This window comes from Sphingomonas eleionomae, assembly GCF_049889035.1.
Taxonomy (GTDB): Bacteria; Pseudomonadota; Alphaproteobacteria; order Sphingomonadales; family Sphingomonadaceae; genus Sphingomonas.
Genome location: NZ_JBLTWP010000001.1, coordinates 465,975 through 490,081, shown reverse-complemented (window position 1 = coordinate 490,081; position 24,107 = coordinate 465,975). Strand labels below are relative to the sequence as shown.

The following is a 24,107-nucleotide window of genomic DNA, read 5'->3' as shown; positions in this document are numbered from 1 at the left end:
GATTGCGCGGCGCTGCATTGGATGCGATAGGCGCGATTTGAGTTTCGCCGCACGCGGCGCCGGAGGATGATCGACGCGTGACGCGCACCTTGTTCCTGCTTTCCTGTGCGCTGACCGGATGCGTCGCCGCGCCCGCCTGGGCGCAGGATCTGTCCGAGCGACCCGTGGACCCCCCGCCGCCCTCTGCAGAGGGCACACCGCCCATCGAGGAACAGGTCCAGTTCGAATCCGATCAACTGGAATATGACACCAACACGGAAATCGTGTCGGCGGCCGGCGATGTCCGCCTGTTCCGCGAGGGAAGCCGCCTGCGCGCCGACAAGGTGACATGGAACCGGAATAGCGGGATCGTCGTGGCCGAAGGCAATGTGGCCATTGTCAGCCCGGAAGGCGACACCGCCTATGGCGACCGGATCGAATTGACCGATTCCCTGAAGGACGGGGTGGTCGACAACATCCTGGTCGTGCTGGAACAGGGCGGCCGGCTGGCGGCGGAACGGGGCGAGCGGCTGGAAAATGGCGGGGTCATCGTCGACCGCGCTGCCTATACGCCCTGCGCCGTCACTGATTCGGATGGATGCCCAAAAGAGCCGAGCTGGAAGATCACGGCGGTTCGCGTCGTTTACGATCCCGTTCGGGAACGCATCCGATACAGTGGTGCGCGGCTGGCCATTTTCGGGATCGCGTCCCTGCCGCTGCCCGAATTCTCGCATCCGGCCGGCGAATCCAGCGATCGCGGCATTTTGTCCCCGCTGGTCCGGCTGGACCGCGTCAACGGGCTTGAACTGGCCGTCCCTTATTACTGGAACCTCGCGCCCAATCGCGACCTGACCGTCACGCCGCATCTGTTCACCAGCACCCTGCCGATGATCGAGGGCGAATATCGGGCGCTGACCGCCACTGGCAGCTATCGCGTGCGGGCGTTCGGCACCTATAGCCGGGTGCAGGACGACCTTGCGTCGACGGCAACCGATCCGGGCAACAGCGAGCTTCGCGGCTATCTTGAGGGCAATGCCCGGTTTCAGCTGAACCCCAACTGGAGCTTTACCGGCGCGATCCGGCTGGCCAGCGACCAGACGTTCCTGCGCCGTTATGACATTTCGCGCGATGACCGGCTACGCAATGTCGTCCGTGTCGAGCGGATGGATGAGACGAGCTATTTCTCCATCAGCGGCTGGGCTGTGCAGACGCTGCGCATTACCGAAAATCAGCGGGTGCAGCCCATCGCCCTGCCCGAAATCGATTTCCGCAAGCGGATGGGCGACGGCGTGGTCGGCGGGATGTTCGAGTTTCAGCTCAACACGCTGGCCCTGTCGCGGGAAGAGGGACAGGATACGCAGCGCGCCTTTGCCTCTGCCCGATGGGACCTGCGGCGGCTGACGCCCTGGGGGCATGAGGTTACGCTGACCGCCTATGCCCGTGGCGATGCCTATAACACGCGGGACACCCTGTCGACGCTGGTGCCCAGCTATCGCGGGGAAGAAGGGTTTCAGACGCGCGGCGTTGCGGCAGCAGCGGTTGACGTCAAATGGCCGTTCATCGGCGGGTTTCTGGGCGGGACACAACGGATCACCCCCCGGTTTCAGGTGGTTGCCGCGCCGCCCATCGACAATTTCGACGTCCCCAACGAAGACGCGCGCGCCGTCGATCTGGAAGATTCCAACCTGTTCGCGCTGAACCGGTTTCCCGGATATGACCGGTTCGAGGATTCGACCCGGTTCACCGCCGGGGTCGATTACGCGCTCGACCTGCCCGGCGTTGCGATCAACGCCACCGTGGGACAAAGCTTTCGCCTGACCAGCCGGTCCAGCATCCTGCCCGATGGTACCGGCCTGTCGGAAAAGGTGTCCGACATTGTCGGGCGAACGGATGTTCGCTTTCGCGATTTCCTGCGCTTCACGCATCGTTACCGGCTGGACAAGGACAATTTCGCGGTGCGCCGGAACGAGATCGACGCCACGATCGGCACCCGCCGGACCTATGCACAGCTCGGCTATCTGCGCCTGAACCGCGATGTTTCGTTCGATCTTGCCGACCTTCAGGACCGCGAGGAAGCGCGAGTTGGCGGACGCGTGGCGATCAGCCGGTTCTGGTCTGTGTTCGGTTCGGCATTGGTCGATCTGACCGATCAGCGCGAGGATCTGCTGTCGACGTCGGACGGATTTTCCCCGATCCGCCACCGGGTCGGCGTCGCTTATGACGATGACTGCCTGCGGCTGGGGGTCACCTGGCGGCGGGATTATCAGGACAATGGCGACGCGCGGCGGGGCAACAGTTTCCTGCTGACACTGGAATTGCTGAACCTTGGCCGCTAAGCCGGGGTTCAGACAGGGAGTTGCATGGCCATTGCGCGGCATTGCGCCGGGGCGGTGGCCCAGGGACGATCGGGAACGAATTCAATGAAGAACGGATTGCGCGTTCAACTGGCCAGCCTGTTGGCTGCTTCGGTGATGACGATGACGGGCATCGGTGCCGCCATGGCGGGCGCACAGGATGCCGAAGTGCCGAACGCCGGGCTGGACTTGCCGGCCAATCTCCAGATTTTCGGAAAGTCGGACCCCAATGTCCGCAAGCCGACGGCGATCGTGAACAACACCGTGCTGACCGGCACGGATGTGGATCACCGCGTGGCCATGATCGTCGCGCTGAACCAGATCAAGATTCCGGAAGACCAGTTGCAGCAGCTGAAGCTGCAGGTGCTGCGCGGCCTGATCGACGAGACGCTGCAGATTCAGGAAGCAGAGGCGAACGAGATCACCATCTCGCCGCAGGAAGTGACGCAGGGATTTGCCCGCGTAGCCCGCAATTTCAACATGACGCCAGAGCAGCTGCGCACCTTCCTGCGCAATGCCGGTTCGTCCGACAAGACGCTGTATCGCCAGATTCAGGGCGAACTGGCGTGGCAGCGGGTGATCGGCCGAAAGGTCGATGCGTTCGTCAACGTGTCGACCGAAGAGGTCGAGGCGGTGTTGAAGCGGATCGAGGATTCCAAGGGGACCGAGGAGTTCCACGTCAAGGAAATCTATCTCAAGGCGACCCCCGACCAGGAGCAGGCAGTGTTTGCCGAGGGGCAGAAGATCATCGCATCCATGCGCCAGGGTCAGCCCTTCGAGTTTTTCGCAACCACGAGAAACGACTCCACGCTCAAATCCACCGGAGGCGATCTGGGCTGGGTCCGCGCGGGCGTGTTGCCCAATGCACTGGACGCCGCTGCGCAGCAGCTTCAGCCGGGCCAGGTGGCGGGACCGATCGCCATTCCGGGCGGCTTCTCCATCATTTATCTGGTCGACAAGCGTCAGGTGCTGGTTGCCGATCCCAAGGATGCCCGGCTGTCGCTGCGCCAGATGACGATGCGCTTTGCCCCCGGCACGACCGAGGCACAGGGCAATGCCAAGGTGGCCGAGTTTGCCGAGGCGACCAAGGCACTGCAGGGTTGCGGCAATGTCGGCACGGTCGCTGCCAAGCTAGGCGCGGAGGTCGTGGACAATGAGGCGGTCGTCATCCGCACCCTGCCCCCGCAGCTTCAGGAAATCATGATGAACCTGAATGTCGGCGAGGCGACGCCGCCGTTCGGCACCCGCGAGGATGGCGTGCGCGTGCTGGTACTGTGCGGCCGCGACGACCAGCGTGCGGCAAGCCTGCCGTCCGTCGAGGAAATGCAGGACAAGATGAAGCAGGAGCGGGTGAACCTGCGTGCCCAGCGGATGCTGCGCGATCTGCGGCGCGACGCGGTGGTCGAATATCGTTGACGGGCACAGCTGCACCCGCGGCGCTTCGTGCGCCCCTGGTGGTCTCGCTGGGCGATCCGGCCGGGATCGGTCCTGACATTACCGTCGGCGCATGGGAGCGCCGGGTCGAGGATCGCGTCCCGCCATTCTTCGTGGTCGGCGATATCCGCTCCATCCAGCGAATCTGGCAAGGGCCAGTGCGGGCCGTCGCCGAACCGGGCGAAGCCGCAGCGGTCTTTGCCGATGCCCTGCCGGTCCTGTCCATCGTCGATGCCGGTGACGGTGCGCCTGGAGAACCGGACATCGACGGCGCGCGCAGTGCGCTTCAGGCGCTTGAGATCGCGGTCGGTCTGACCCGGTCGGGTGCTGCATCCGCGCTGGTCACCGCCCCGGTTTCCAAATCCCAGCTGTACAAGGTGGGCTTCACCCATCCCGGCCAGACAGAGTTCGTGGCCGAACGGTGCGGCGTCGCGCCGGACAATGTCGTGATGATGCTGGCCGGGCCGGACCTGCGCGTGGTGCCGATCACAACCCACCTGCCGCTGGCAGAGGTTGCGCACCTGCTGACGCCGGAACTGATCGTTGCCAAGGCGCGGGTGACGGCACGCGGCCTTGCCCGCAACTTCGGCATCGCGTCACCCCGATTGGCCTTTGCCGGGTTCAACCCCCATGCCGGGGAGGATGGCGCGCTGGGTCGGGAGGAAATCGAGCGGATCACGCCCGCAATCCAGCAACTGCAGGCCGAGGGGATCGATGCTTCAGGCCCCTTTGCCGCCGACACGCTGTTCCATGCGCGCGCCCGTGCCCGCTATGACGCAGTGCTATGCGCGTATCACGATCAGGCGCTGATCCCGCTAAAGACGCTGTATTTCGATGAGGGCGTGAACATCTCGCTCGGCCTGCCCATCGTGCGCACCTCGCCCGATCATGGCACCGCATTCGGCATTGCGGGCAAGGGGCTGGCCAATCCGGGGGCGATGATCGCCGCGTTGCGTATGGCGGCCGAATCGGTCGAGCGGCGCACCGCCTGATCCCATGACACCGGCCGATCTGCCCCCGCTGCGCGAGGTTATTCGCACCCATGGCCTGACCGCCAGCAAGGCGCTGGGCCAGAATTTCCTGTTCGACGGGCAGCTGCTAGCCCGCATCGCTGCCATTCCGGGCGATCTGAACGACGCGCCGGTCCTGGAAATCGGCCCGGGTCCGGGCGGCCTGACCCGCGCGCTGCTGGCGGCCGGGGCCAGGGTGACGGCAATCGAGCGCGACCGGCGCTGCATCCCGGCGCTGGCCGAACTTGGCGCGGCATGGCCCGGCAAGCTGACGGTGATTGAGGGCGATGCCCTGGCGGTCGATGCCCCCGGCCTGTTTCCGGGCGAGCGGCCGCACATCGTCGCGAACCTGCCCTATAATGTCGGCACGCAGCTGCTGATCGGCTGGCTGTTAACCGAATGGTTTCCCTGGTGGGCAAGCCTCACCCTGATGTTCCAGCGGGAAGTTGCCGACCGCATTGTCGCAAAGGCGGGCAGCGATGCCTATGGCCGCCTGGCCATCCTGAGCCAGTGGCGGACGGATGCCCGCATCGCGATGCCGGTGCACCGGTCGGCCTTTACGCCCCCGCCAAAGGTGATGTCGGCTGTCGTCCACCTGACGCCGAAGCAGGCACCGGCCGGTGTGCGGCTGGCGCGGCTGGAACAGATCACCAGCGCCGCGTTCGGGCAGCGCCGCAAGATGCTGCGTCAGAGCCTGAAGGGCGTGCCGGGCGCGCTGGATGTGCTGGATCAGCTTGGCATCGATGCCACGCGCCGGGCCGAAACGCTGACGCTCGATGATTTTCTGTCGATCGCCCGGCTGATGAACTGAAGGCGTCAGTTCAGATCAGCGTCAGGGATTGGCTTCCGGCACCTTGTCCGGGATGACTGTGACTGGCGGATCGCTCTTCACCGCGGTCTGGATCGCAGGCGGCCCCTTTTCGATCGCAATGGCAAGCTGGGTCGCCTCCGGGCACTGTTTGGTACAGATCGTCTTGATCTTTGCCAGCGTCTCGCGCGCCCGGTTGACCGCACCCTTGGCGACCAGCGCCTCGCCCTGCCCGCGCAGGGCCGATACATCGGTCGGCTCCAGGTTCAGCGCATCCCGGTAAAAGCCCAGCGCCTTGCCCGGCAATTCGCGTGCGGTCGCCAGATCGCCCAGTTGCACATAAGCCGCCCGGTTGCGCGGATCGATCACCAGCGCCGTTTCGGCAAGGTCCACCGCTGATTCCAGATTGCCCGCCGCCTTTGCCGCGCGGCTCTGTTCAAGCAGCGCCAGCGACTTCGCATCGACCTGATCGTCCGGACGCTGCGCGGTCAGCGACGTGCCAAGGCACAGGACGGTCAGCGCGGCGGCGGTGCTAACGGCGATTACTCGCATTGCGGTCTCCAGGGCAGCCATGGGTTCAATTCGCTTTCGCCGCCATTGTTACGACAAAAAAGCCGTCCGTCGAGTGGGTAGCGGGATCAAGCCGCAGGCCGGGGCCATGCGGTGTGCCGATCGGGATGGGCCGGTCCACCGCCGCCCAGTCGGGATGCTCGGCCAGAAAGGCCTCCGCCTGATCCCGCCCCTCGGCATCGAGCAACGAACAGACGATATAGGTCAGCGTCCCGCCCGGCCGGACGAGCCGCGCGGCGACCCCAAGCAACCGTTGCTGCGTTTCCGCCAGCCGGACGAGTCGGTCGGGCGTCAATCGCCAGCGCGCCTCCGGATTACGCCGCCATGTGCCCGTGCCGGAACAAGGCGCGTCGATCAGGACATGATCCGCCCTGCCGGACCAGTCGGCCAGCCCCTCCGCCTCACGCATTGGATTGATAAGAACGGGCTCGATCCCCGTCACCCCCGCACGGGCAGCGCGGGGGGCAAGACGCGACAGGCGGGCACGATCGGTATCGCTGGCGATGATCCGCCCCTGACCCGCCATCATCGCCGCCAGCGCCAGCGTCTTGCCGCCCCCCCCTGCACACAGGTCGATGACCGTCATGCCGGGCATTAACCCGCTGGCAAGCGTCACCCACTGGCTGCCCGCGTCCTGAATCTCGAATCCGCCTGCCTCATACAGCGGGTGGGGATCGACGCGGGTATCCGCGGGCAGACGAAGGCCGTGCGGCAGGCCGTCAATGCCCGCCGCATCCGGAAAAGCCGACCGGACCGCCGCCACATCCGACCGCAGCGGATTGACCCGGATATCCAGCGGGGCTCGGTCCAGCAGCGATGCCTGCACGTCCGCGCCGACGCCGCTATCCGTCATCCGCTGTGCCAGCCAATCGGGGAGGACACCGGGCGTGGCGGGCACGTCATCCGCCTCCTGCGCAGCGGGGGCATGGCCGCCCGAACCGAACGTCGCGGCAATCGCCGGATCGCTTTCGGCCAGCGCCAGCATCGCCGCGCGGCCACTGGCCGGACGGTCCCCCAGCATCCGGATGGCCGCATAGACCAGCTCGCGCACCGCCCGCCGGTCCTTTGACCCGGCATAGCGGCGACCCGCGAAGTATCGGGCGATCAGCACGTCGGCGGACGCGCCCTGATCGCGGGCGGCAAGGATGATGGCGTCGAGCAGTTCGATCGCCGCCTGAACGCGCGCGCCCGGCGTCATGGCTGATGCTCCTGTTTCGCCTGCATCGCCTGTTCCGCCTCCATGGCCTGTTCCTCTGCCAGCCGCGCCTTGGTCCGTGCCCAGCGGACGCGGAACAGGCGGATGCGAACCACGATGTACAGCGCGGCTAGGGCAACGATCAGCCAGAGCTTCTGGGAATCCGTCATGGCGCCAGACCGTCCGGGCGCCCGGCCAAAGGCTCAGCGCGTCGGATAATTGGGCGCCTCTCGCGTGATGGTGACATCATGGACATGGCTTTCGCGTAGGCCCGCATTGGTGATGCGCACGAACCGTGCCCGTTCCTGAAGTTCGGGGATGGTGTGGCTGCCGGTATAGCCCATCGCCGCCTTTACCCCGCCGACCAGCTGATGGATCACGTCCTTGGCCGGGCCCTTGAACGGCACCTGCCCCTCGATCCCTTCAGGCACCAGCTTCATCTGATCCTTGATGTCCGCCTGGAAATAGCGGTCGGCCGAACCGCGCGCCATCGCGCCGACGCTGCCCATTCCGCGATAGCTCTTGTACGCCCGGCCCTGATACAGGAACGTCTCGCCCGGCGCTTCCTCGGTCCCGGCCAGCAACGACCCGATCATCACGGCAGACGCACCGGCGGCCAGCGCCTTGGCGGCGTCGCCCGACGTGCGGATACCGCCATCGGCGATGACGGGAACGTCATGCTCGCGCGCGGCCTTTGCCGATTCCATTACCGCCGTCAGCTGCGGCACGCCAACGCCAGCAACGACGCGCGTTGTGCAGATCGAGCCCGGGCCGATGCCCACCTTCACGCCGTCGGCCCCGGCACCGATCAGGGCGCGGGTCGCCTCGGCGGTGGCGACGTTGCCGGCAATGACCTGAACCGAATTGGACAGCCGCTTCACCCGTTCGACGGCACGGGCGACCTCGCGGTTATGGCCGTGCGCCGTATCGATGACGATTACATCGCATTCGGCATCGACCAGCGCCTCGGTCCGTTCGAACCCCTTGTCGCCGACCGTGGTCGCGGCCGCAACGCACAGCCTCCCGGCCGCGTCCTTGGTCGCGCTGGGATAGGTGACGGCCTTTTCGATATCCTTGACCGTGATCAGGCCGATGCAGTGATACGCATCGTCGACGACCAGCAGCTTTTCGATCCGCCGCTGGTGCAGCAAACGGCGCGCCTCCTCCTGACTGACGCCGGGGGAAACGGTGGCCAGATTGTCACTGGTCATCAGCTCGCTGACCGGCTGACCGGGATTTTCCGCAAAGCGGGTGTCGCGGTGGGTCAGGATCCCGGCCAGGCGGCCGGATTTTTCCACCACGGGAATGCCGCTGATCCGGTGGCGGGCCATCAGCGCCTGCGCCTCGGCCAGCGGGGCATCGGGGGCGATGGTGATCGGATTGACGACCATGCCGCTTTCAAACCGTTTCACGGCCCGCACGGCGGCGACCTGTTCCTCAACGGTCAGATTGCGGTGCAGCACGCCGATGCCGCCCATCTGCGCCATCACGATCGCCATGTCGCTTTCGGTCACTGTATCCATCGCCGACGACAGGAACGGGATGTTGAGGGCAAGGCCCCGCGACACGCGCGTCCGGGTGTCGGCGCCGCTGGGCAGCACCTCCGATTCCGCCGGAACCAGCAGCACATCGTCGAATGTCAGGCCAAGGGGGATTTCCATGAGTGCCGTTCCCGTAGAATCGCGGATTGGCGGCCCATGTAACCGCACCCCGCCGGTTCGGCTAGGGGGTCAGGCCCGCCCGTGTCAGCATCGCACGCGCCCGGTCGACGTGCATCCCCTCGATCATCGCATCTTCATGCCGCTGCGCACCGCCGGTAAAGGCGGCGATCAGCTGTCTTGCGCCCTCGATTTCCGCCTCGGTCGGGGCAAATGCCTGATGGCAGATATCGACCTGTCCGGGATGGATCAGCGATTTGCCATCGAACCCCAGCATCCGCCCCTCGGCACATTCGGCGGCCAGCCCGTCGGGATCGGATAGGCGATTAAACACGCCATCGATGGCCCAGATGTCGCGGCCGCGCGCGGCAAGGACGATCAGCTGCAAGGCGGTCGTCATCGCGGCCCGCCCGGCCTGTGGCGGCAGGCGCAGCGATGCGGCCAAGTCGTTGGTCCCGGCAATCAGCCCCGCAATCGAATACCCCCAGCCGGAAACTGAGGCGATCGGCCCGACATTCATGGCCCCCGCGGCCGTTTCGATCATCGCCAGCGCAGGGCGGCGCGCAGAGCTGCTGGCGAGGATGACGGTTTCGGGCTGTTCCACTTTCGGCACAATGACATGGGTCGCCGCCGATTTGCGCACCGCCTTCAGGTCATCGTCATGCTGATCGCTTTCGCGCGAATTGACGCGGATGCCGAACAGTTTGCCGGGAAAGCCGGGGCAATCGCGTGCGGCCTGGCGCGCCGCTTCCTTGTCTTCGGGCTTAACCGCATCTTCAAGGTCGAGCACCACCATATCCACGGGCAGCTCGCGTGCCTTTGCCATCGCGCGGGGATTGTTGGCGGGCAGGAACAGGACGGATCGCGGTGCGGTTTCGGATGTGCTCATGCCCTGCTTATGCTAGCCCTGTCGTCGGGAAGCCAGAGGGAGTGGTGCGATGGATTTGGTGATTTCGGGCGTCTTTGCGCTTGTCCTGCTGGTGATCATGTATCTGTTCGCCAGTATCAAGATCGTGCGCCAAGGCTATGAATACACGATCGAACATTTCGGCCGCTTTACCAATGTCGCCCGGCCCGGGTTCAACCTGTATCCGGCATTCTTCTATCGCGTCGGTCGCAAGATCAACATGATGGAACAGGTGATCGACATCCCGGGACAGGAGATCATCACAAAGGACAATGCGATGATCTCGACCGACGGGGTCGTGTTCTTTCAGGTGCTCGATGCGGCCAAGGCTGCCTATGAAGTATCCGACCTGTATGTCGCCCTGCTTCAGCTGACGACGACCAACCTGCGCACCGTCATGGGGGCGATGGACCTGGATGAAACCCTGTCCAAGCGGGACGAGATCAACGCGCGCCTGCTGGCGGTGGTCGATCATGCGACGACGCCATGGGGCGTCAAGATCACCCGCGTCGAGATCAAGGACATTCGGCCGCCCGCCGATATCGTCAACGCGATGGGTCGCCAGATGAAAGCGGAACGCGAAAAGCGCGCCAACATCCTGGAGGCCGAAGGCACGCGCGCATCCGAAATCCTGCGCGCCGAGGGCCAGAAACAGGCCCGCATCCTGGAAGCCGAAGGACGCCGCGAATCCGCATTCCGCGATGCGGAGGCCCGTGAACGCGCGGCGCAGGCCGAAGCCACCGCCACTCAGGTCGTCTCTCAGGCGATCGAACAGGGCGGCGTTCAGTCGCTCAACTATTTCATCGCACAGAAATATGTCGAGGCGGTCGGCAAATTCGCCACCAGCCCCAATGCCAAGACGATCCTGTTCCCGGTCGAGGCCACGCAGCTGATCGGCACGCTGGGCGGCATTGGCGAACTGGCCAAGGAGGCACTGGGCAACCCGGCCAAACCCCCTGCGCCCCCGGCCCCGCCCGCCGGAAAGCGGATCAGCCCCTTTGCCGGCGAGGAGTGACCAGCGGTGAGCTTCGACGGGAATGAAGGCTTTCTCTGGCTGATCCTGGCGGCGCTGCTCGGCCTGGCCGAACTGATCGTGCCGGGGGCGTTCCTGGTCTTTCTGGCGGCGGGTGCGGCGCTGACCGGTGTCATGGCGCTGATCTTTCCGGATCTGGGCATCATCGGCCAGCTGATCGGCCTTGCGGGATGGACGACCGCCGCCGTGCTGATCGGCAAGCGGTGGTATGGCGATTGGCCTGTCGCCAGCGCCGACCCGCTGCTGAACGACCGCGCTGCGCGCATGGTGGGGCAGACGGTAACGGTCGTGGAGCCGCTGTCGCAGGGTAGCGGCCGGGTGCGTGTCGGTGATGGCGAATGGCCCGCCACCGGCCCGGATATGCCCGCTGGCGCGCGCGGGCGGATCGAACGGGTCGATGGCGGCTTGCTTGTTATCGCGCCGCTCGCCACCCTGTCGCCACCTGCATCTGAATGAGTGCCCTGCCTTGCTGATTGATCGCCGCCGCCTGCTCACCACGACTGCCACCCTTGCCAGCGCCGCCATCGTCCCGCGATATGCCAGTGCGGCAACCGACGCCGATGCGGCGGCACGCGCCCTGATCGACGGCGCGACTGAAGCGATCCTGAGGGAAAATCCGGAGGGTGCCACCTCGCTTGGCATCGATACCGGCAAGCGTGCGGCGCTGAAGGCGCGGATGTCGGACAAGTCGCCACAGGGCATCCGGGCCATTGCGGGCGCGGTGGACCAGCGGATCGCGGCGATGAAGGCGGTGGACGAGGGCCGGCTGAGCGAGGCGACCCGCATCGATCTTGAGGTCGCGCTGGCGGCGCACGAGATCGCGGCGGCGGGATATCGTTTTCCCTATGGCGATGTCGCCTTTGGCGGCTGGCGCAACTCGCCCTATGTCGTGGCGCAGAATGTCGGCGCGTTTCTGGATGTGCCGCAATTCCTTGACGACAGCCACACCGTCGAAACGCCATGGGATGCAGAGGCGTATCTGGCGCGGCTGGACGGCTATGCCCGGCAGCTGGATGGGGAGACCGAGCGGCTGCGCGATGCCGCCGGGCGCGGCGTCATCCTGCCCGACTTCAACCTGGCCAAGGCGATCAACCAGCTAAAAATCGCGCAAAAGGGCGATCCAAGGGAATGGACCATCGTGTCATCCCTGGCCCGGCGGACGGGGTCGATGAACGCCGATTACGCCGCCCGCGCCGAAGCGATCGCGCGGGCGCGGATCGCCCCTGCCCTTGCCCGCCAGCTTGCCGAGCTGGAAAGTCATGCGCCGCGCGCGACCAGCGATGCGGGGGCGTTGAAGCTGCCCGAAGGGGATGCCTATTACGCCTGGGCGCTCAGCGCCGCGACGACCACGCGCCTGACCCCGGACGAAATCCACGAGATGGGCAAGGTGCAGCTGGCCGAGCTTCAGGGTCAGATGGATACGATCCTGAAATCCATCGGCTATCGCGACGGCAGCGTGGGCGAACGGATGACCGCGCTGGGCAAGGATCCGAAATATCTGTTCCCCGACAATGACGATGGCCGGCGTCAGATCATCGCATTGCTCGAAAAGTCCATCGCCGACATGCGCCGCAAGATGCCGGAAGCGTTCACCGTCCTGGCCCCCGGCCGGGTCGAGGTAAAGCGGATGGCCCCGGAGGTGGAGCCGGGCGCACCCGGTGCCTATGGCGGCGCGGGCACGATCGACGGCAAGGTGCCGGGCCGGTTGTGGATCAACCTGCGCACTACCGAAATCTGGCCGCGCTACGCCCTGCCCGATCTGGCGTTTCACGAAAGCATCCCCGGCCATGCGTGGCAGGGCGAATATACCTTCAAGCTGCCGCTGATCCGGTCGATGCTGGGGTTCAACGCCTATTCCGAGGGATGGGCGCTGTATGCCGAACAGCTTGCGGACGAGCTTGGCTATTATGCCGACGATCCCGTCATGCGGCTGGGCTATTTGCAAAGCCTGGGCTTTCGCGCGTGCCGCCTGGTGGTCGACACCGGCATCCATGCCAAGCGATGGACCCGCGATCAGGCGATCCAATGGTTCGCCACGACCAATGGTTCGACCGTCGAGGAAGTGCGGGGCGAGGTTGATCGCTATTGCAGCTGGCCGGGCCAGGCGTGCGGGTACAAAGTTGGGCACAGCTATATCAACCGGCTGCGCGATCACGCGAAACAGACGTTGGGGCCGAAGTTCGATTTCCGGACGTTCAACGACGCGGTGGTGACCGGTGGCGGCGTGCCGATGACCGTGCTGGACAAGGTCGTCGAACGCTACATCCAGCGCCGTTCAGCCTGAGGCGGGGGAAGCCGCGGCAAGGATCGAATCGCCCTCGATCAGCGTCCGCCGCCGCGGCAGCGCCTCTGGCATCTCGTCGCGCAGAAAGGCAAGCATCCCCTCGCGCAGGTCACAACGCAGGTCGAACGCAGTCCCGGCATCGCGTGCGGTGGCCAGGCCACGCACCTCGATGGCATCGACGCGGATCTCCGTCACCTGCAGACCCTGAGCCCTGCCGTCCCAGCGTGGATTGGCGCGGACCAGCGCCTCGAACCGCGCACGGATGCGGTCGATGTCAGCGGTCGGATCAAGGTGGAAAAAGACCGTGCCCAGCAACTGGCTGCTGTTCCGGGTCCAGTTCTGGAAACTGTCGTCCAGGAACCGGGACACCGGCACGACCAGTCGCCGTTCGTCCCATATGGCCACCACGACATAGGTCAGCCGGATTTCCTCGATCCGGCCCCACTCTCCGTCGATGATGACCACGTCGTCGATCCGGATCGGCTCAGTAAACGCCATCTGGATGCCAGCGATAAGGTTCTTGAGCAGCGGTTGTGCCGCAGCGCCGACCGCCAGCCCGGCAAGCCCCGCCGATGCCATCAGCGTCACGCCGACACTGCGCACGCCCGGGATGCTCAGCAGCATCAGGCACAGCGTCAGAAACCCGACGACGAACACCGCAATGCGGGTCAGGATCGCGCTGCGCGTCCGCTTGCGCCGGGCGGCAAGATTGTCGGCGACGCTGATGTCCGCCCGGATGGCGACCGCCTCCCCCGTTGCGCGGATGAGGTTGATGGCCATCCACCCGATGATGGCAGGGATCGCCATGCCGGCGACCAGCAGCCAGAGCTGATCCCCGCTGTCGGACAGCGACAGGATCGGGCGGACGCCAGCCAGCGCAACCGCGATGAGCAGCCAGCGCGATGGCCCGCGCGCCGCCGCGACATACAGGTCGTCGATGCTGCTGGCATTCCGTGCGGCCAGGCGCGTTGCCATCGCAAAAACGACGAAATGCACAACCAGTGCGGCACAGATTGCGATCGCAGCCTGGATCAGCGCACTGACCCAGGGCGACACGGTATCAAGCAGGGAAACCATGTCCGGCAAACCGACCGGGCCAGATCATGTTCCCGAAAACCGCCGGAAAAGCGTTATTTCTTGCCGAAGAAATTGCCCGCAATATCGCCCAGCATCCCGCCGATGCCGCCGCTTTTGTCATCGCCCAGCACCTGCGCAAAGCGGCCAAGCGACCCCTCGCCACCGATCTGGCCGATGATCTGGTTCAGCGTGTCGACCGGCAGTCCGGTCTCCGCTGCCGCACCCTCGGCAGTGTTCACGTCCATGGGATGGAATTTCGCCAGCGCCGCCACTGCGGCCTGCACATGCTCCGGCGAAAGGCCCAGCTTTTGGCCCAGATTTTCGATGGTGGCGTCGTTGCCGGCGAATTGATTGAGGATCGCATTCAGGTCCATGAGTCGCTCCATCGCTGATCGCTTGGGTTCTACCATTACGCCCATGCAATGGCGAGCGATCAATCATGGTGCCGGAACGGCGGCAGGAACCTCCGCGGGAAATCCCTGCCTTGCCCTTCCGGGCCGGGCCAGCGGGTTCAGCCGGCCACCGTCACCATCGGCGCGGCCTTGCGCACACCCTCGTCCACATGATCCGCGAACTGCGCGAAATTGTCATTGAACAGATCGACCAGCCGCGCGGCCGTGGCATCGTAATCGGCCTTGTCCGCCCAGGTTGCCCGCGGATCCAGGATCGCACTGTCGACCCCCGGCACCGCCACCGGCACCTTGAACCCGAAATTGGGATCGGTCCGGAACACTGCGTCGTTCAAGCTGCCGTCCAGCGCAGCGTTGAGCAGTGCCCGTGTCGCCTTGATCGGCATCCGGCTGCCGACGCCATGCTTGCCGCCAGTCCAGCCGGTGTTGACCAGCCAGCAGGCGACGCCGCCGCGCGCAATCCGCTCCTTCAGCAGATTGCCGTAAACGCTGGGGTGACGCGGCATGAACGGCGCACCGAAACAGGTGGAAAACGTCGCTTCTGGCTCCGTCACCCCGATTTCCGTCCCCGCGACCCGCGCCGTATAGCCGGACAGGAAATGATACATGGCCTGTTCCGGCGTCAGCCGCGCGATGGGGGGCAGCACGCCATAGGCATCGGCGGTCAGCATGACGATGTTGCGCGGCACCGGCCCCATATTGTCCGGCGAGGCATTAGGAATGAAATTGATCGGATAGGCACCGCGGGTATTTTCAGCCAGGCTGTTGTTGTCCAGGTCTAGCTGACGCGTTGCATCGTCCATTACGACATTTTCCAGCACCGTGCCGAACCGCCGCGTCGTGGCATGGATTTCCGGTTCCGCTTCGGCGGACAGCCGGATCATCTTGGCGTAACAGCCCCCTTCGAAATTGAAGACGGCGGTGTCGGACCAGCCATGTTCGTCATCGCCGATCAGCGTCCGGCTGGCATCGGCCGACAGCGTTGTCTTGCCCGTGCCCGACAGGCCGAAAAACACCGCCGTATTGGTACCGTCATGGGCCATGTTGGCCGAACAGTGCATCGGCATGATGCCCTGTTCCGGCAACAGGTAATTGAGCAGGCCAAAGACGCTCTTCTTCATTTCGCCGGCATAGGCCGTGCCGCCGATCAGGATCAGCTTTTCGGTCAGGTTGACCGCGATGACCGTTTCCGACCGCGTGCCATGGCGCGCCGGGTCAGCACGAAAGCTGGGCAGGTCGATGATGGTATATTCCGGCTCGAACCCCTTCAGCGCATCCTCTTCGGGGCGGACCAGCATGGTGCGGATGAACTGGCTGTGCCAGGCAAGCTCGTTGATCACGCGCACATTGACGCGGTGCTCCGGCTGTGATCCGCCATACAGGTCCTGCACGAACAGGGTGTCCCGCTGGCTCAACGCGGCCATGAAATCGGCCTTCAGCGCCGCGAAATGCGCGGGGTCCATCGCGACATTCGATTTGCCCCACCAGATGGTGGTTTCCGTCATCGCATCGCGCACAATGAACTTGTCCTTGGCCGAACGCCCGGTGTGCTTGCCGGTTTCGACGACCAGCGCGCCGCCGTCGGCGAGCCTGCCCTCGCCGCGACGCAGGGCGTGCTCGACCAACGCGGGGGTCAGCAGGTTCCAGTGAACCTGTGCCCGGGTTTCAATCCCTGTCCGGGCCAGCCCGGCAATCGGCGTGCGCTGCGTCATTCATCATCTCCCGAACCTGCTTGGGCGGCATCGCTGCATACGTATTCAGATGGCGTCCGGTTAGCCGCTGATTGCGCTCCGGTCAAACCCCGCAAGCTGTTCCGGTTCGGGAACAGGGTCTGTCAGTTGAGGCCTGCGCTGCTTTGCCCTAGTCAGTCGTTCGGGAACGCAGACAAGGAGTGCCGGATGAGTGCGACCATCGCGCTGGTGGATGATGACCGCAACATCCTGACGTCGGTATCGATCGCGCTTCAGGCCGAAGGGTTCGTGACGCGGGTCTATTCGGACGGCGATTCCGCGTTGAAGGCGCTGATCGACAATCCGCCGGACCTTGCCGTTCTGGACATCAAGATGCCGCGCATGGACGGGCTGGAGTTGCTGCGCCGGCTGCGCGAAAAGACGAAGTTGCCGGTCATCTTCCTGACGTCCAAGGATGACGAGCTGGACGAGGCGCTCGGCCTCGCCCTTGGCGCGGATGATTACATCGCCAAACCGTTCAGCCAGCGATTGCTGATCGCCCGCATCCGCGCGATCCTGCGCCGGGCCGATCTGGCGCGCGGCAACGCCGGCGATGGTGAGCAGGATGGCGGGGCTGAAAGCGCGCCGGTGCTGGTGCGCGGCCGCCTGTCCATGGACCCGGCGCGGCACAGCGTCACCTGGGATGATCGCCCGGTGACGCTGACGGTGACGGAATTCCTGATCCTTGAAACGCTCGCTCAGCGGCCCGGGATCGTCAAGACGCGCAACCAGTTGATGGACGCCGCGTATCAGGACGACATCTACGTCGACGACCGCACCATCGACAGCCACATCAAGCGGGTGAGGCGCAAGTTCCGGGAAGTCGATCCCGAGTTCGATTCGATCAAGACGCTGTACGGGGCGGGTTATCGTTTTGCCGACGAGTGACGACCGCGATCTGTCGCTCCGCTGGTCGGGCCGGATTTCGCTGACCCCGCGCATCCTGGCGGTCAACATCTTTGCCCTGGCGCTGTTGGCGGGGGGGTTTTTCTACCTCGACACCTATCGGGCCCGCATCATCGACGGGCGCATCGAACGGGCCGAGCATGAAATCGCCCTAGTCGCAGAGGCGCTGGACCGGACACCGGATGCCGGCGGGCGCGCAGCGGCGGTTGCTGCCTTGGCCAGAGTGTCCGGCGCCCGCATTCGTGTCTATCAGCCGGGCGGGATGCTGTCCGACGACAGCCGGGTGCTTGGCATCCGCAATTTCCAGCTGCGCGATCCGGACAAGGATCCGTGGCAACAGGATGCGGCGCGGTTTCTGGATGCCATGATCGACACCGTGGTCGGCACTGCGCGCGCGCCGCTGTACCGCGAACGCGCCGCTGATCGAGGCTTGGACTGGCCGGATGTCGCCTCAGCGATCCGCAAGGGACGGCCCGCCGCATCGGCATGGCGCGCGCCCGACCGAACCGTGGTTATCACTGCCGCAGCGCCTCTCGCCCGGGGGGGCGCCGTGCTGAGTTCGGTCAACGCGCTGGAGATTACCCGGACCGTCCGGGTCGAACGGTTCCGCCTGTCCATGGTGCTGCTGGTCGTCACGCTGGTGTCGATCCTGCTGTCCCTGTTTCTCGCCCGCACCATCGTGCGGCCGATGCGTCGGCTTGCCGTGGCGGCGGTGCGCGTGCGGCTGGGCCGGGCACGCGGAGTCGTGGTTCCGCGCCTGCCCAGCCGGCGGGACGAGATCGGGATGCTTGCCCGCGCCCTGTCGGACATGAGCCAGGCCCTGACCGCCCGGATCGACGCGACCGAGAGTTTCGCCGCCGATGTGACGCATGAGATCAAGAACCCGCTTGCCTCGCTTCGTTCCGCCGTGGACAGTCTGGCGACGGTACGCGATCCGGCGCTTCAGGAACGGCTGATCGCGATCATCCGCGACGATGTGTTGCGGCTCGATCGGCTAATCACCGATATTTCCGATGCCTCGCGCCTGGATGCCCAGCTCAGCCGCACGCAGTTCGAGCCGATTTCGCTGACCAGCCTGATCGCGCATCTGGTCGACGGTCATCGCACCCGCGGCCTGCCCCACGGCATCCGCATCGCGCTGGAATCGCACGCGGGCGACCGGGCCGTAGTCATGGGCGACGGCACCCGGCTGGAGCGGGTGTTCGAAAATCTGATCGACAATGCCGTGTCCTTTTCGCCCGAGGGCGGCACCATCTCGATCACCATTGACGTCATCGACGACATGGCATGCGTCGCCGTGGAGGATAACGGCCCCGGCGTCCCGGAAAGCGAGCGAGAGGCCGTTTTCCGCCGTTTTCACACCGTCCGGCCGGGCGGCGAAGCCTTTGGCACCCATTCGGGCCTGGGACTTGCCATTGCGCGTACGATTGTCGAAGGACATCAGGGCATGATCGGGGTCGAATCGCGTATGGATCGGCAATCGGGGGCGCGTTTCACCGTCCGGTTGCCGGTGAACAGGGCAGCATGAACCAGCTATCATCGGAAACCATCCACGCCACCTGCATCGCCATTCAGGGGCAAGCCGTGCTGATCGAGGGCGCGTCCGGTTCCGGCAAATCGGACCTTGCGCTCCGCCTGATCGATCGGGGCGCTGCTCTGGTCAGCGACGATTACACGCTGGTGCAGCGGCGCGACGGACAGGTGATGGCATCGGCGCCGGACAGGATTGCCGGCCGGATCGAGGTTCGCGGGGTCGGCATTGTCGAAATGCCATTCGTCGCGGGCGTTCCCGTTGCGATGACCGTCCAGCTGCATGCCCAGCCGCCACGCCTGCCCGATGAAAATCGGCGACATCTGCTGGGTACGACATTGCCCGTGCTGGTGCTCAATCCCTTCGAACAATCTGCACCGATCAAGGTCGAACTCGCTGTCCGTCAGCTGATTGCCGCACAATGACCGGTCACGCGCCGACCCGCATCCTGCTGGTCACCGGCATGTCGGGTGCCGGTAAATCGACCGTTCTGCGGACACTGGAAGATCTGGGCTGGGAGGTGGTCGACAACCTGCCGCTACTGCTGCTCGACCGGCTGATGGCAACGGCTCTTCCCGATGGGTCGAACGAACGGCCACTGGCCATTGGCATCGGTGCGATGACGCGCGGATTCGATGCCGAGGCAATCGTCAGGCGGATCAAGAAGCTGAGCGAGACCCATGGTCACGATATCGGCACTCTGTTCCTGGATTGCGCCGGGGGGGAGCTGGAGCGGCGCTATTCCGAAACGCGGCGGCGCCACCCGCTGGCGCTGGACCGCCCTGCCCCCGACGGCATCGCCCGCGAACGCGAATTGCTGGCGCCCATCCGGCGCTGGGCGAACCGGCTGATCGACACGACGGAAATGCGGGCAAATGACCTTGCCGCCGAAATCCGTCGATCCTTTGCCGGGCCGGGCGAGGGCGAGCCGGTTGTGACCATTCTTTCGTTCGGCTTTGCGCGCGGCCTGCCCCGCAATGCCGACCTGGTGTTCGACATGCGGTTCCTGAGCAATCCGCACTGGGTCCCCGATCTTCGGCCCGGCACCGGGCAGGACGAACCGGTCAGCGCCTATGTCGCGGGCGATCCCGCCTATGCCGAGGCGATGGAGCGGATCGAAGGGCTGTTGCTGATGCTGATCCCCCGCTACCGGGCGGAGGGCAAGGCCTATGTCACCATCGCCATCGGGTGTACCGGGGGAAGACACCGGTCGGTTCATGTTGCCGAGCGGCTGGCGAAACGGTTGCGCGCAGAGGGTTTTTCGCTCACCTTGGCGCATCGCGATCTTGGCGCCGCGCCGCAGGACTCGCTCGAAGGATCGCCAACGGACCAGTCAATGGACGGAAATGCTGCATCATGATCGGTTTAGTACTCGTAACGCATGGGCGGCTGGCCGAAGAATTCGTCATGGCAATGGAACATGTCGTGGGGGTCCAGGAACGGATCGTCCCGATCTCGATCGGGCCGGATGACGACATGGAGGAACGCCGGGCGGATATCGCCCGGGCGATCGAAACCGTCGACGCGGGCAAGGGTGTAATTGTCCTGACCGACCTGTTCGGCGGCACCCCGTCGAACCTCGCCATCTCCCTGATGGAGCAGGGTCGGATCGAAGTCATTGCCGGCATCAACCTGCCGATGCTGATCCGGCTTGGCGGTGCGCGCAAGGCGATGAAGGTGGCCGACGCTGTCGCCGCCGCGCGCGAGGCCGGACGGAAATACATCTCCGTGGCATCTGAAGTGCTGGGCGAAGCTGCTGCATGAGCCGGGTGAGCCGCACCGTCACCATCACCAACCGCCGCGGCCTGCACGCCAGGGCCAGCGCAAAATTCGTGACCCTCGCCGCATCTCAGGACGCTCAGGTCGAGGTGGAAAAGGACGGGTCCAGCGTCACCGGCACCTCGATCATGGGGCTGATGATGCTGGGCGCAGCAAAGGGCGATACCATCACCATCAGTGCCGAAGGGCCGGACGCAGAGGCGACGGTGGCCGCCATGGCCGCACTGGTCGAGGACAAGTTCGGCGAGGATTAGGGCGCGGCTCGACTTTTGCCGCCTTGTCCATGATAGGACGCCGCCATGACCCGTCAGATCACCGCCTTTTCCAACCCCCTGATCAAGGACGTTCGCGCGCTGCGCGACAAGCGTCATCGGCGCGAACAGGGCCGGTTCCTGGCGGAGGGACTGCGCATCCTGACCGAGGCGCTGGATACCGGCCATGTGCCGGAGCTGCTGTTCTTTGCCGACCAGTCGGCATCGCATCCCCTGGTTCGCCGCCTGGTTTCGGCCGTCGAGCAGGCGGGCGGCGAGGCGATCGAGACAAGCGACGACATCCTGTCCAAATTGTCGGGAAAGGATAATCCGGGCGCAGTGATCGGCGTTTATGCCGAACTGCCCACCGCCCTTGACCGGATCGACCGCCACGCTGCGCCGATCTGGCTGGTGGCGGAACGGCTGCGCGATCCCGGCAATCTTGGCACGATCCTGCGCACCGCAGACGCGGTCGGCGCCGGCGGCGTCATCCTGATCGGCGAATGCACCGATCCGTTTTCGGTGGAAGCCGTTCGGGCGAGCATGGGCGCGCTGTTTACGGTCGCGCTGGCCCGGTCCGACTGGTCAGGGTTTCTAGACTGGCTGCGCGGGGGCGAAGGACAGCTGGTCGGCCTGCACCTTGATGGGGCCGTCGATTACCAGCTGCCCGATTACCGTCCGCCAACCTTTCTGCTGACCGGCAACGAGGCGCAGGGGATGCTGCCCGAAATAGCCGAGGCGTGCGACGTCCTTGTCAAAATTCCCATGCTGGGCCGCGCCGACAGCCTGAATGCGGCGGTCGCCACCGCCGTCATGGCCTATGAGGTGCTGAACCAGCGCCGCGTCCGCCTTGACGCTGCCGGTCGCCAGGCCTAATGCCCGCGCTCCACAACCAGACGGCCCCTTCGTCTAGCGGTTAGGACGCGGCCCTCTCACGGCTGAAACACGGGTTCGATTCCCGTAGGGGTCACCAACGGTTCATTCCGACATCATCATGGCGGCGGCGGCCACGGCCAGTCCGGGCATGATCAGCCGCTCCATGCGGGAACGGCGGGCGGTTCCAAGTTCGCTCATCGCGCCGGAAAGGCCGGCGGTGACTGCGCGGCCCATCGGTTCCTGCTGATCCTCCCACACCGGACGCAGGGCTGCCGCCAGCACGTTGCCGCGAACGATCAGCCAGTCCTCTATCGCCTGATCGGGCGTGGCCCCCATCTCGGTCTTGTATCCCGTATCGCCGCAGCCCCAGTCGATCGTCCGCACGCCCGATGCGATTGCGTGATCCAGGCTGTGCCGGGTTACGATCATGCCCGGCCCGAACCGGGCAAAGGCGGGATCATAGCCCGATGCGATGGCATAGAGCATGGTGCCGGCAATCAGGTCGAAGGAAAAGGCGACCGGTTGATGGTCCACATACAGGATGGTCGCGTGCAACCGTTCGGCCAGATGCCGGTCGGCCAGCAGCTCAAGCCAGCGCCGACGGGCGGCGGGGTCGATGAACTTTGCGCCGCTGCGGTCGGTATCGGTGCCGATCCAGCTTTGCGCCTCGATCCTGCCCAGATCGTTGAGCACGACGTCGCACCATTCCGCCCCCCGGACGATGCCGACGGCGATCGTGCCCAGTTCGGCCAGACGGCGTTCCGCGCCCGCGATCCGGCGGCGGCGCGACCGGCCCAGCGCCCCTTCGGCAATCATCCGATCATCCACCTGCTGAACGAAGCGCGTGCCAAGCCGGCGGACCAGGATTTGCCAGCCGAGCATTGCCGCCGCCTCCCGCATCAGCAGGGCAGCACGATCCCCGGCATAGGCAGGCCCGATGCGCAGCACCGGCCCGATGCCCTGCTGAATGCGGGGGACAGAGAGGGCGCGGGCCAGATCGAGACTGGTCAGATCGGCCGCAGCGGGGAAGCTGCGGAACGGCCAGTACCCGCCACCAACCGCATTGATGCCGGGGAACGAGGTATTTGCCGGTTCGATCGGGATGGCGGCCAGCGGGGTCCGGTCGACGCGTTCGATGTAAAGCGTGCGGGCGCCGGGCGTCCGGCTGTTGCCGAACCAGCTGCGGCGGAGGAACTGATGGCTGGGCAGATCGAGCGCGCAGGTCCGGTCGATGACGGCGGGATAGCCGGACAGAAGATGCGCCACCGGCGGCCGGTCGTCCCGGTTCTCCTCCTCGGCGCGTCCACCCGCCATCTTGTCTGCCGCCTCCTGCATCCCGGATGCAGGCGCTATAGGCAGATAAACCATACCGGTTGGTAAACCGGGTCGATCAAGGCGGCGCTGCGATCCGGCGGATCAGCGGTAGCGGGACCTGCGCGGCACCCGCTGCACGGCCGGGATCGGCTGAATCACCGGGCGCGCGGGGCCGAACGCCACCTCTCCCGGTGCGACGGCGACCCAGTTTGCGGCGACGACCATGTTGAACCGTGCGTCATTGACCGGATCGGGCAGGATTTCGATGATCGGCGGCGGCAAGGGGCGATCCGGATGGCGCAGCACCGCAATCGGCCGGTCGGTTACCGCCACGGTGCCGCCCATTTCCGTTTCCTGATACAGCCGCCGGGCAAAGGCGAGCGGGAACCGGATGCAGCCATGCGAGGCAGGATATCCGGGCAGCTGACCCGCATGAAGCGCGATGCCGGTCCATGTCAGCCGCTGCATGTACGGCATCGGCGCGTTGGAATAGAGATTGGAGCGGTGAAACACCTTTTTCTGAAGGATGGTGAATTCCCCGATCGGCGTTTCCTTGCCGCGCTTGCCCGTCGAGACGGTCGATATGCCGATCAGCCTGTCGCCGCGATAGACCAGCGCCTTTTGCATGGGGATCGAGATGACGATGGCGACCGGGCCGGCGGCTCCGGCATCGTCGAACCAGCGGTGATCGCCAGGCCGCATCCGCTCCACCGCCACGACCGGCATCGGCAGGTCCGCCGGTTCAGCCGCGCGAGCAATCCCGCCGGAAATCAGCGTCAAGACGACGGCGCACAGCGTCAGGATCAGGCGTGACTCGCACATTGCAGCGGGATTATTCCCATTTCCATGCCGCTTGGCGAGTCCCGGTTAACGGCACGTCAACCCTGAAGGGCGCACGATCAGCCGTGCGACAGGAGCGACCAGCACGCCGGACGTGGCGGCAATGGACAGGACGAAATCGCCAAGCCATGCTATTCGGGTTTGAAACAAGACGGGCGCGC

24 protein-coding genes and 1 tRNA gene are annotated in these 24,107 nt (G+C 65.4%); 15 read left to right on the top strand and 10 right to left on the bottom strand.

The genetic code is table 11. The annotated features are described in order from the left end of the window. Positions 1-77: 77 nt before the first annotated feature. From ACNI3Q_RS02295 to rsmA, 4 genes are all read left to right on the top strand, one after another. Positions 78-2,315 carry an LPS-assembly protein LptD gene (locus ACNI3Q_RS02295; RefSeq protein ID WP_426273817.1) on the top strand — a complete coding sequence of 746 codons (2,238 nt, stop codon included), beginning with the start codon at positions 78-80 and terminating at the stop codon, positions 2,313-2,315. Between the two features lie 84 nt (positions 2,316-2,399). Further along, positions 2,400-3,749, top strand: a complete 1,350-nt coding sequence (locus tag ACNI3Q_RS02290) for a peptidylprolyl isomerase (RefSeq protein WP_426273815.1) — start codon at positions 2,400-2,402, stop codon at positions 3,747-3,749. After that, positions 3,746-4,759: a 4-hydroxythreonine-4-phosphate dehydrogenase PdxA gene (pdxA, locus tag ACNI3Q_RS02285; RefSeq protein ID WP_426273813.1), complete on the top strand. Its 1,014-nt coding sequence runs from the start codon at positions 3,746-3,748 to the stop codon at positions 4,757-4,759. The genes ACNI3Q_RS02290 and pdxA overlap by 4 nt, the downstream gene beginning before the upstream one ends. Before the next feature lie 4 nt (positions 4,760-4,763). Further along, positions 4,764-5,588 (top strand): 16S rRNA (adenine(1518)-N(6)/adenine(1519)-N(6))-dimethyltransferase RsmA, encoded by an 825-nt coding sequence (rsmA, locus tag ACNI3Q_RS02280; protein ID WP_426273811.1) that lies wholly within the window; start codon positions 4,764-4,766, stop codon positions 5,586-5,588. Between the two features lie 21 nt (positions 5,589-5,609). Here rsmA and ACNI3Q_RS02275 read toward each other — a convergent pair whose 3' ends face one another. From ACNI3Q_RS02275 to ACNI3Q_RS02255, 5 genes are all read right to left on the bottom strand, one after another. Continuing rightward, complete coding sequence (locus ACNI3Q_RS02275; RefSeq protein WP_426273809.1) at positions 5,610-6,158, bottom strand: hypothetical protein; 549 nt, start codon at positions 6,156-6,158, stop codon at positions 5,610-5,612. Between the two features lie 4 nt (positions 6,159-6,162). Next, positions 6,163-7,353: an RsmB/NOP family class I SAM-dependent RNA methyltransferase gene (locus tag ACNI3Q_RS02270; RefSeq protein WP_426273807.1), complete on the bottom strand. Its 1,191-nt coding sequence runs from the start codon at positions 7,351-7,353 to the stop codon at positions 6,163-6,165. Further along, entirely contained in the window at positions 7,350-7,520 is a 171-nt protein-coding gene (locus ACNI3Q_RS02265; RefSeq protein WP_426273805.1) for a hypothetical protein, read from the bottom strand. The genes ACNI3Q_RS02270 and ACNI3Q_RS02265 overlap by 4 nt, the downstream gene beginning before the upstream one ends. A gap of 33 nt (positions 7,521-7,553) precedes the next feature. After that, positions 7,554-9,011, bottom strand: coding sequence for an IMP dehydrogenase (gene guaB / locus ACNI3Q_RS02260; RefSeq protein ID WP_426273803.1), 1,458 nt, complete (start codon positions 9,009-9,011; stop codon positions 7,554-7,556). 61 nt (positions 9,012-9,072) lie between these two features. Next, complete coding sequence (locus ACNI3Q_RS02255) at positions 9,073-9,897, bottom strand: HpcH/HpaI aldolase/citrate lyase family protein (protein WP_426273801.1); 825 nt, start codon at positions 9,895-9,897, stop codon at positions 9,073-9,075. Positions 9,898-9,946: 49 nt separating this feature from the next. On the opposite strand from ACNI3Q_RS02255, the gene ACNI3Q_RS02250 reads away from it, so the two are divergent. The 3 genes from ACNI3Q_RS02250 to ACNI3Q_RS02240 are packed head-to-tail and all read left to right on the top strand — an operon-like array spanning position 9,947 to position 13,232. Further along, positions 9,947-10,930, top strand: a complete 984-nt coding sequence (locus ACNI3Q_RS02250; protein ID WP_426273799.1) for an SPFH domain-containing protein — start codon at positions 9,947-9,949, stop codon at positions 10,928-10,930. Between the two features lie 6 nt (positions 10,931-10,936). Beyond that, positions 10,937-11,404, top strand: a complete 468-nt coding sequence (locus tag ACNI3Q_RS02245) for an NfeD family protein (RefSeq protein ID WP_426273797.1) — start codon at positions 10,937-10,939, stop codon at positions 11,402-11,404. A 10-nt stretch (positions 11,405-11,414) separates the two neighbouring features. Next, positions 11,415-13,232 (top strand): DUF885 domain-containing protein, encoded by a 1,818-nt coding sequence (locus tag ACNI3Q_RS02240; protein ID WP_426273795.1) that lies wholly within the window; start codon positions 11,415-11,417, stop codon positions 13,230-13,232. Here ACNI3Q_RS02240 and ACNI3Q_RS02235 read toward each other — a convergent pair. From ACNI3Q_RS02235 to ACNI3Q_RS02225, 3 genes are all read right to left on the bottom strand, one after another. Next, positions 13,224-14,309, bottom strand: coding sequence for a mechanosensitive ion channel family protein (locus tag ACNI3Q_RS02235; protein ID WP_426273793.1), 1,086 nt, complete (start codon positions 14,307-14,309; stop codon positions 13,224-13,226). The genes ACNI3Q_RS02240 and ACNI3Q_RS02235 overlap by 9 nt on opposite strands. 53 nt (positions 14,310-14,362) lie before the next feature. Beyond that, positions 14,363-14,683, bottom strand: coding sequence for a hypothetical protein (locus tag ACNI3Q_RS02230; protein WP_426273791.1), 321 nt, complete (start codon positions 14,681-14,683; stop codon positions 14,363-14,365). Between the two features lie 137 nt (positions 14,684-14,820). After that, a complete protein-coding gene (locus tag ACNI3Q_RS02225; RefSeq protein ID WP_426273789.1) occupies positions 14,821-16,431 on the bottom strand; it encodes a phosphoenolpyruvate carboxykinase in 1,611 nt (536 codons plus the stop codon). 186 nt (positions 16,432-16,617) lie between these two features. On the opposite strand from ACNI3Q_RS02225, the gene ACNI3Q_RS02220 reads away from it, so the two are divergent. The 8 genes from ACNI3Q_RS02220 (at position 16,618) to ACNI3Q_RS02185 (ending at position 21,889) form a co-directional block, all read left to right on the top strand. Continuing rightward, positions 16,618-17,337, top strand: coding sequence for a response regulator (locus tag ACNI3Q_RS02220; RefSeq protein ID WP_426273787.1), 720 nt, complete (start codon positions 16,618-16,620; stop codon positions 17,335-17,337). Continuing rightward, entirely contained in the window at positions 17,324-18,883 is a 1,560-nt protein-coding gene (locus ACNI3Q_RS02215; RefSeq protein ID WP_426273785.1) for a sensor histidine kinase, read from the top strand. Before ACNI3Q_RS02220 ends, ACNI3Q_RS02215 begins: the two co-directional genes overlap by 14 nt. Continuing rightward, positions 18,880-19,311, top strand: coding sequence for an HPr kinase/phosphorylase (locus tag ACNI3Q_RS02210; RefSeq protein WP_426273783.1), 432 nt, complete (start codon positions 18,880-18,882; stop codon positions 19,309-19,311). Before ACNI3Q_RS02215 ends, ACNI3Q_RS02210 begins: the two co-directional genes overlap by 4 nt. Further along, complete coding sequence (gene rapZ, locus ACNI3Q_RS02205; protein ID WP_426273781.1) at positions 19,308-20,246, top strand: RNase adapter RapZ; 939 nt, start codon at positions 19,308-19,310, stop codon at positions 20,244-20,246. Before ACNI3Q_RS02210 ends, rapZ begins: the two co-directional genes overlap by 4 nt. After that, entirely contained in the window at positions 20,243-20,650 is a 408-nt protein-coding gene (locus ACNI3Q_RS02200; RefSeq protein ID WP_260019333.1) for a PTS sugar transporter subunit IIA, read from the top strand. Before rapZ ends, ACNI3Q_RS02200 begins: the two co-directional genes overlap by 4 nt. Continuing rightward, entirely contained in the window at positions 20,647-20,919 is a 273-nt protein-coding gene (locus tag ACNI3Q_RS02195; protein WP_260019332.1) for an HPr family phosphocarrier protein, read from the top strand. Before ACNI3Q_RS02200 ends, ACNI3Q_RS02195 begins: the two co-directional genes overlap by 4 nt. Before the next feature lie 45 nt (positions 20,920-20,964). After that, positions 20,965-21,792 carry a TrmH family RNA methyltransferase gene (locus ACNI3Q_RS02190; protein WP_426273778.1) on the top strand — a complete coding sequence of 276 codons (828 nt, stop codon included), beginning with the start codon at positions 20,965-20,967 and terminating at the stop codon, positions 21,790-21,792. Between the two features lie 22 nt (positions 21,793-21,814). After that, positions 21,815-21,889 (top strand) — tRNA-Glu (locus ACNI3Q_RS02185). 5 nt (positions 21,890-21,894) lie between these two features. On the opposite strand, the gene ACNI3Q_RS02180 is transcribed toward ACNI3Q_RS02185, so the two are convergent. Both ACNI3Q_RS02180 and ACNI3Q_RS02175 read right to left on the bottom strand, forming a co-directional pair. After that, complete coding sequence (locus ACNI3Q_RS02180) at positions 21,895-23,127, bottom strand: GNAT family N-acetyltransferase (protein WP_426273775.1); 1,233 nt, start codon at positions 23,125-23,127, stop codon at positions 21,895-21,897. Positions 23,128-23,208: 81 nt separating this feature from the next. Next, on the bottom strand, positions 23,209-23,928 hold the full coding sequence (locus ACNI3Q_RS02175; RefSeq protein ID WP_426273773.1) for a L,D-transpeptidase family protein: 720 nt from the start codon (positions 23,926-23,928) through the stop codon (positions 23,209-23,211). Positions 23,929-24,107 lie beyond the last annotated feature (179 nt).

What these genes read in the sequence shown, in the direction of transcription:
- ACNI3Q_RS02290 (WP_426273815.1), top strand. Translation starts at nt 2,400, where the DNA reads ATGAAGAACGGATTGCGCGTTCAACTGGCCAGCCTGTTGGCTGCTTCG.
- rsmA (WP_426273811.1), top strand. Translation starts at nt 4,764, where the DNA reads ATGACACCGGCCGATCTGCCCCCGCTGCGCGAGGTTATTCGCACCCAT.
- ACNI3Q_RS02275 (WP_426273809.1), bottom strand. Translation starts at nt 6,158, where the DNA reads ATGGCTGCCCTGGAGACCGCAATGCGAGTAATCGCCGTTAGCACCGCC.
- ACNI3Q_RS02270 (WP_426273807.1), bottom strand. Translation starts at nt 7,353, where the DNA reads ATGACGCCGGGCGCGCGCGTTCAGGCGGCGATCGAACTGCTCGACGCC.
- ACNI3Q_RS02265 (WP_426273805.1), bottom strand. Translation starts at nt 7,520, where the DNA reads ATGACGGATTCCCAGAAGCTCTGGCTGATCGTTGCCCTAGCCGCGCTG.
- guaB (WP_426273803.1), bottom strand. Translation starts at nt 9,011, where the DNA reads ATGGAAATCCCCCTTGGCCTGACATTCGACGATGTGCTGCTGGTTCCG.
- ACNI3Q_RS02255 (WP_426273801.1), bottom strand. Translation starts at nt 9,897, where the DNA reads ATGAGCACATCCGAAACCGCACCGCGATCCGTCCTGTTCCTGCCCGCC.
- ACNI3Q_RS02250 (WP_426273799.1), top strand. Translation starts at nt 9,947, where the DNA reads ATGGATTTGGTGATTTCGGGCGTCTTTGCGCTTGTCCTGCTGGTGATC.
- ACNI3Q_RS02235 (WP_426273793.1), bottom strand. Translation starts at nt 14,309, where the DNA reads ATGGTTTCCCTGCTTGATACCGTGTCGCCCTGGGTCAGTGCGCTGATC.
- ACNI3Q_RS02230 (WP_426273791.1), bottom strand. Translation starts at nt 14,683, where the DNA reads ATGGACCTGAATGCGATCCTCAATCAATTCGCCGGCAACGACGCCACC.
- ACNI3Q_RS02225 (WP_426273789.1), bottom strand. Translation starts at nt 16,431, where the DNA reads ATGACGCAGCGCACGCCGATTGCCGGGCTGGCCCGGACAGGGATTGAA.
- ACNI3Q_RS02220 (WP_426273787.1), top strand. Translation starts at nt 16,618, where the DNA reads ATGAGTGCGACCATCGCGCTGGTGGATGATGACCGCAACATCCTGACG.
- ACNI3Q_RS02210 (WP_426273783.1), top strand. Translation starts at nt 18,880, where the DNA reads ATGAACCAGCTATCATCGGAAACCATCCACGCCACCTGCATCGCCATT.
- rapZ (WP_426273781.1), top strand. Translation starts at nt 19,308, where the DNA reads ATGACCGGTCACGCGCCGACCCGCATCCTGCTGGTCACCGGCATGTCG.
- ACNI3Q_RS02200 (WP_260019333.1), top strand. Translation starts at nt 20,243, where the DNA reads ATGATCGGTTTAGTACTCGTAACGCATGGGCGGCTGGCCGAAGAATTC.
- ACNI3Q_RS02195 (WP_260019332.1), top strand. Translation starts at nt 20,647, where the DNA reads ATGAGCCGGGTGAGCCGCACCGTCACCATCACCAACCGCCGCGGCCTG.
- ACNI3Q_RS02190 (WP_426273778.1), top strand. Translation starts at nt 20,965, where the DNA reads ATGACCCGTCAGATCACCGCCTTTTCCAACCCCCTGATCAAGGACGTT.
- ACNI3Q_RS02180 (WP_426273775.1), bottom strand. Translation starts at nt 23,127, where the DNA reads ATGCAGGAGGCGGCAGACAAGATGGCGGGTGGACGCGCCGAGGAGGAG.
- ACNI3Q_RS02175 (WP_426273773.1), bottom strand. Translation starts at nt 23,928, where the DNA reads ATGTGCGAGTCACGCCTGATCCTGACGCTGTGCGCCGTCGTCTTGACG.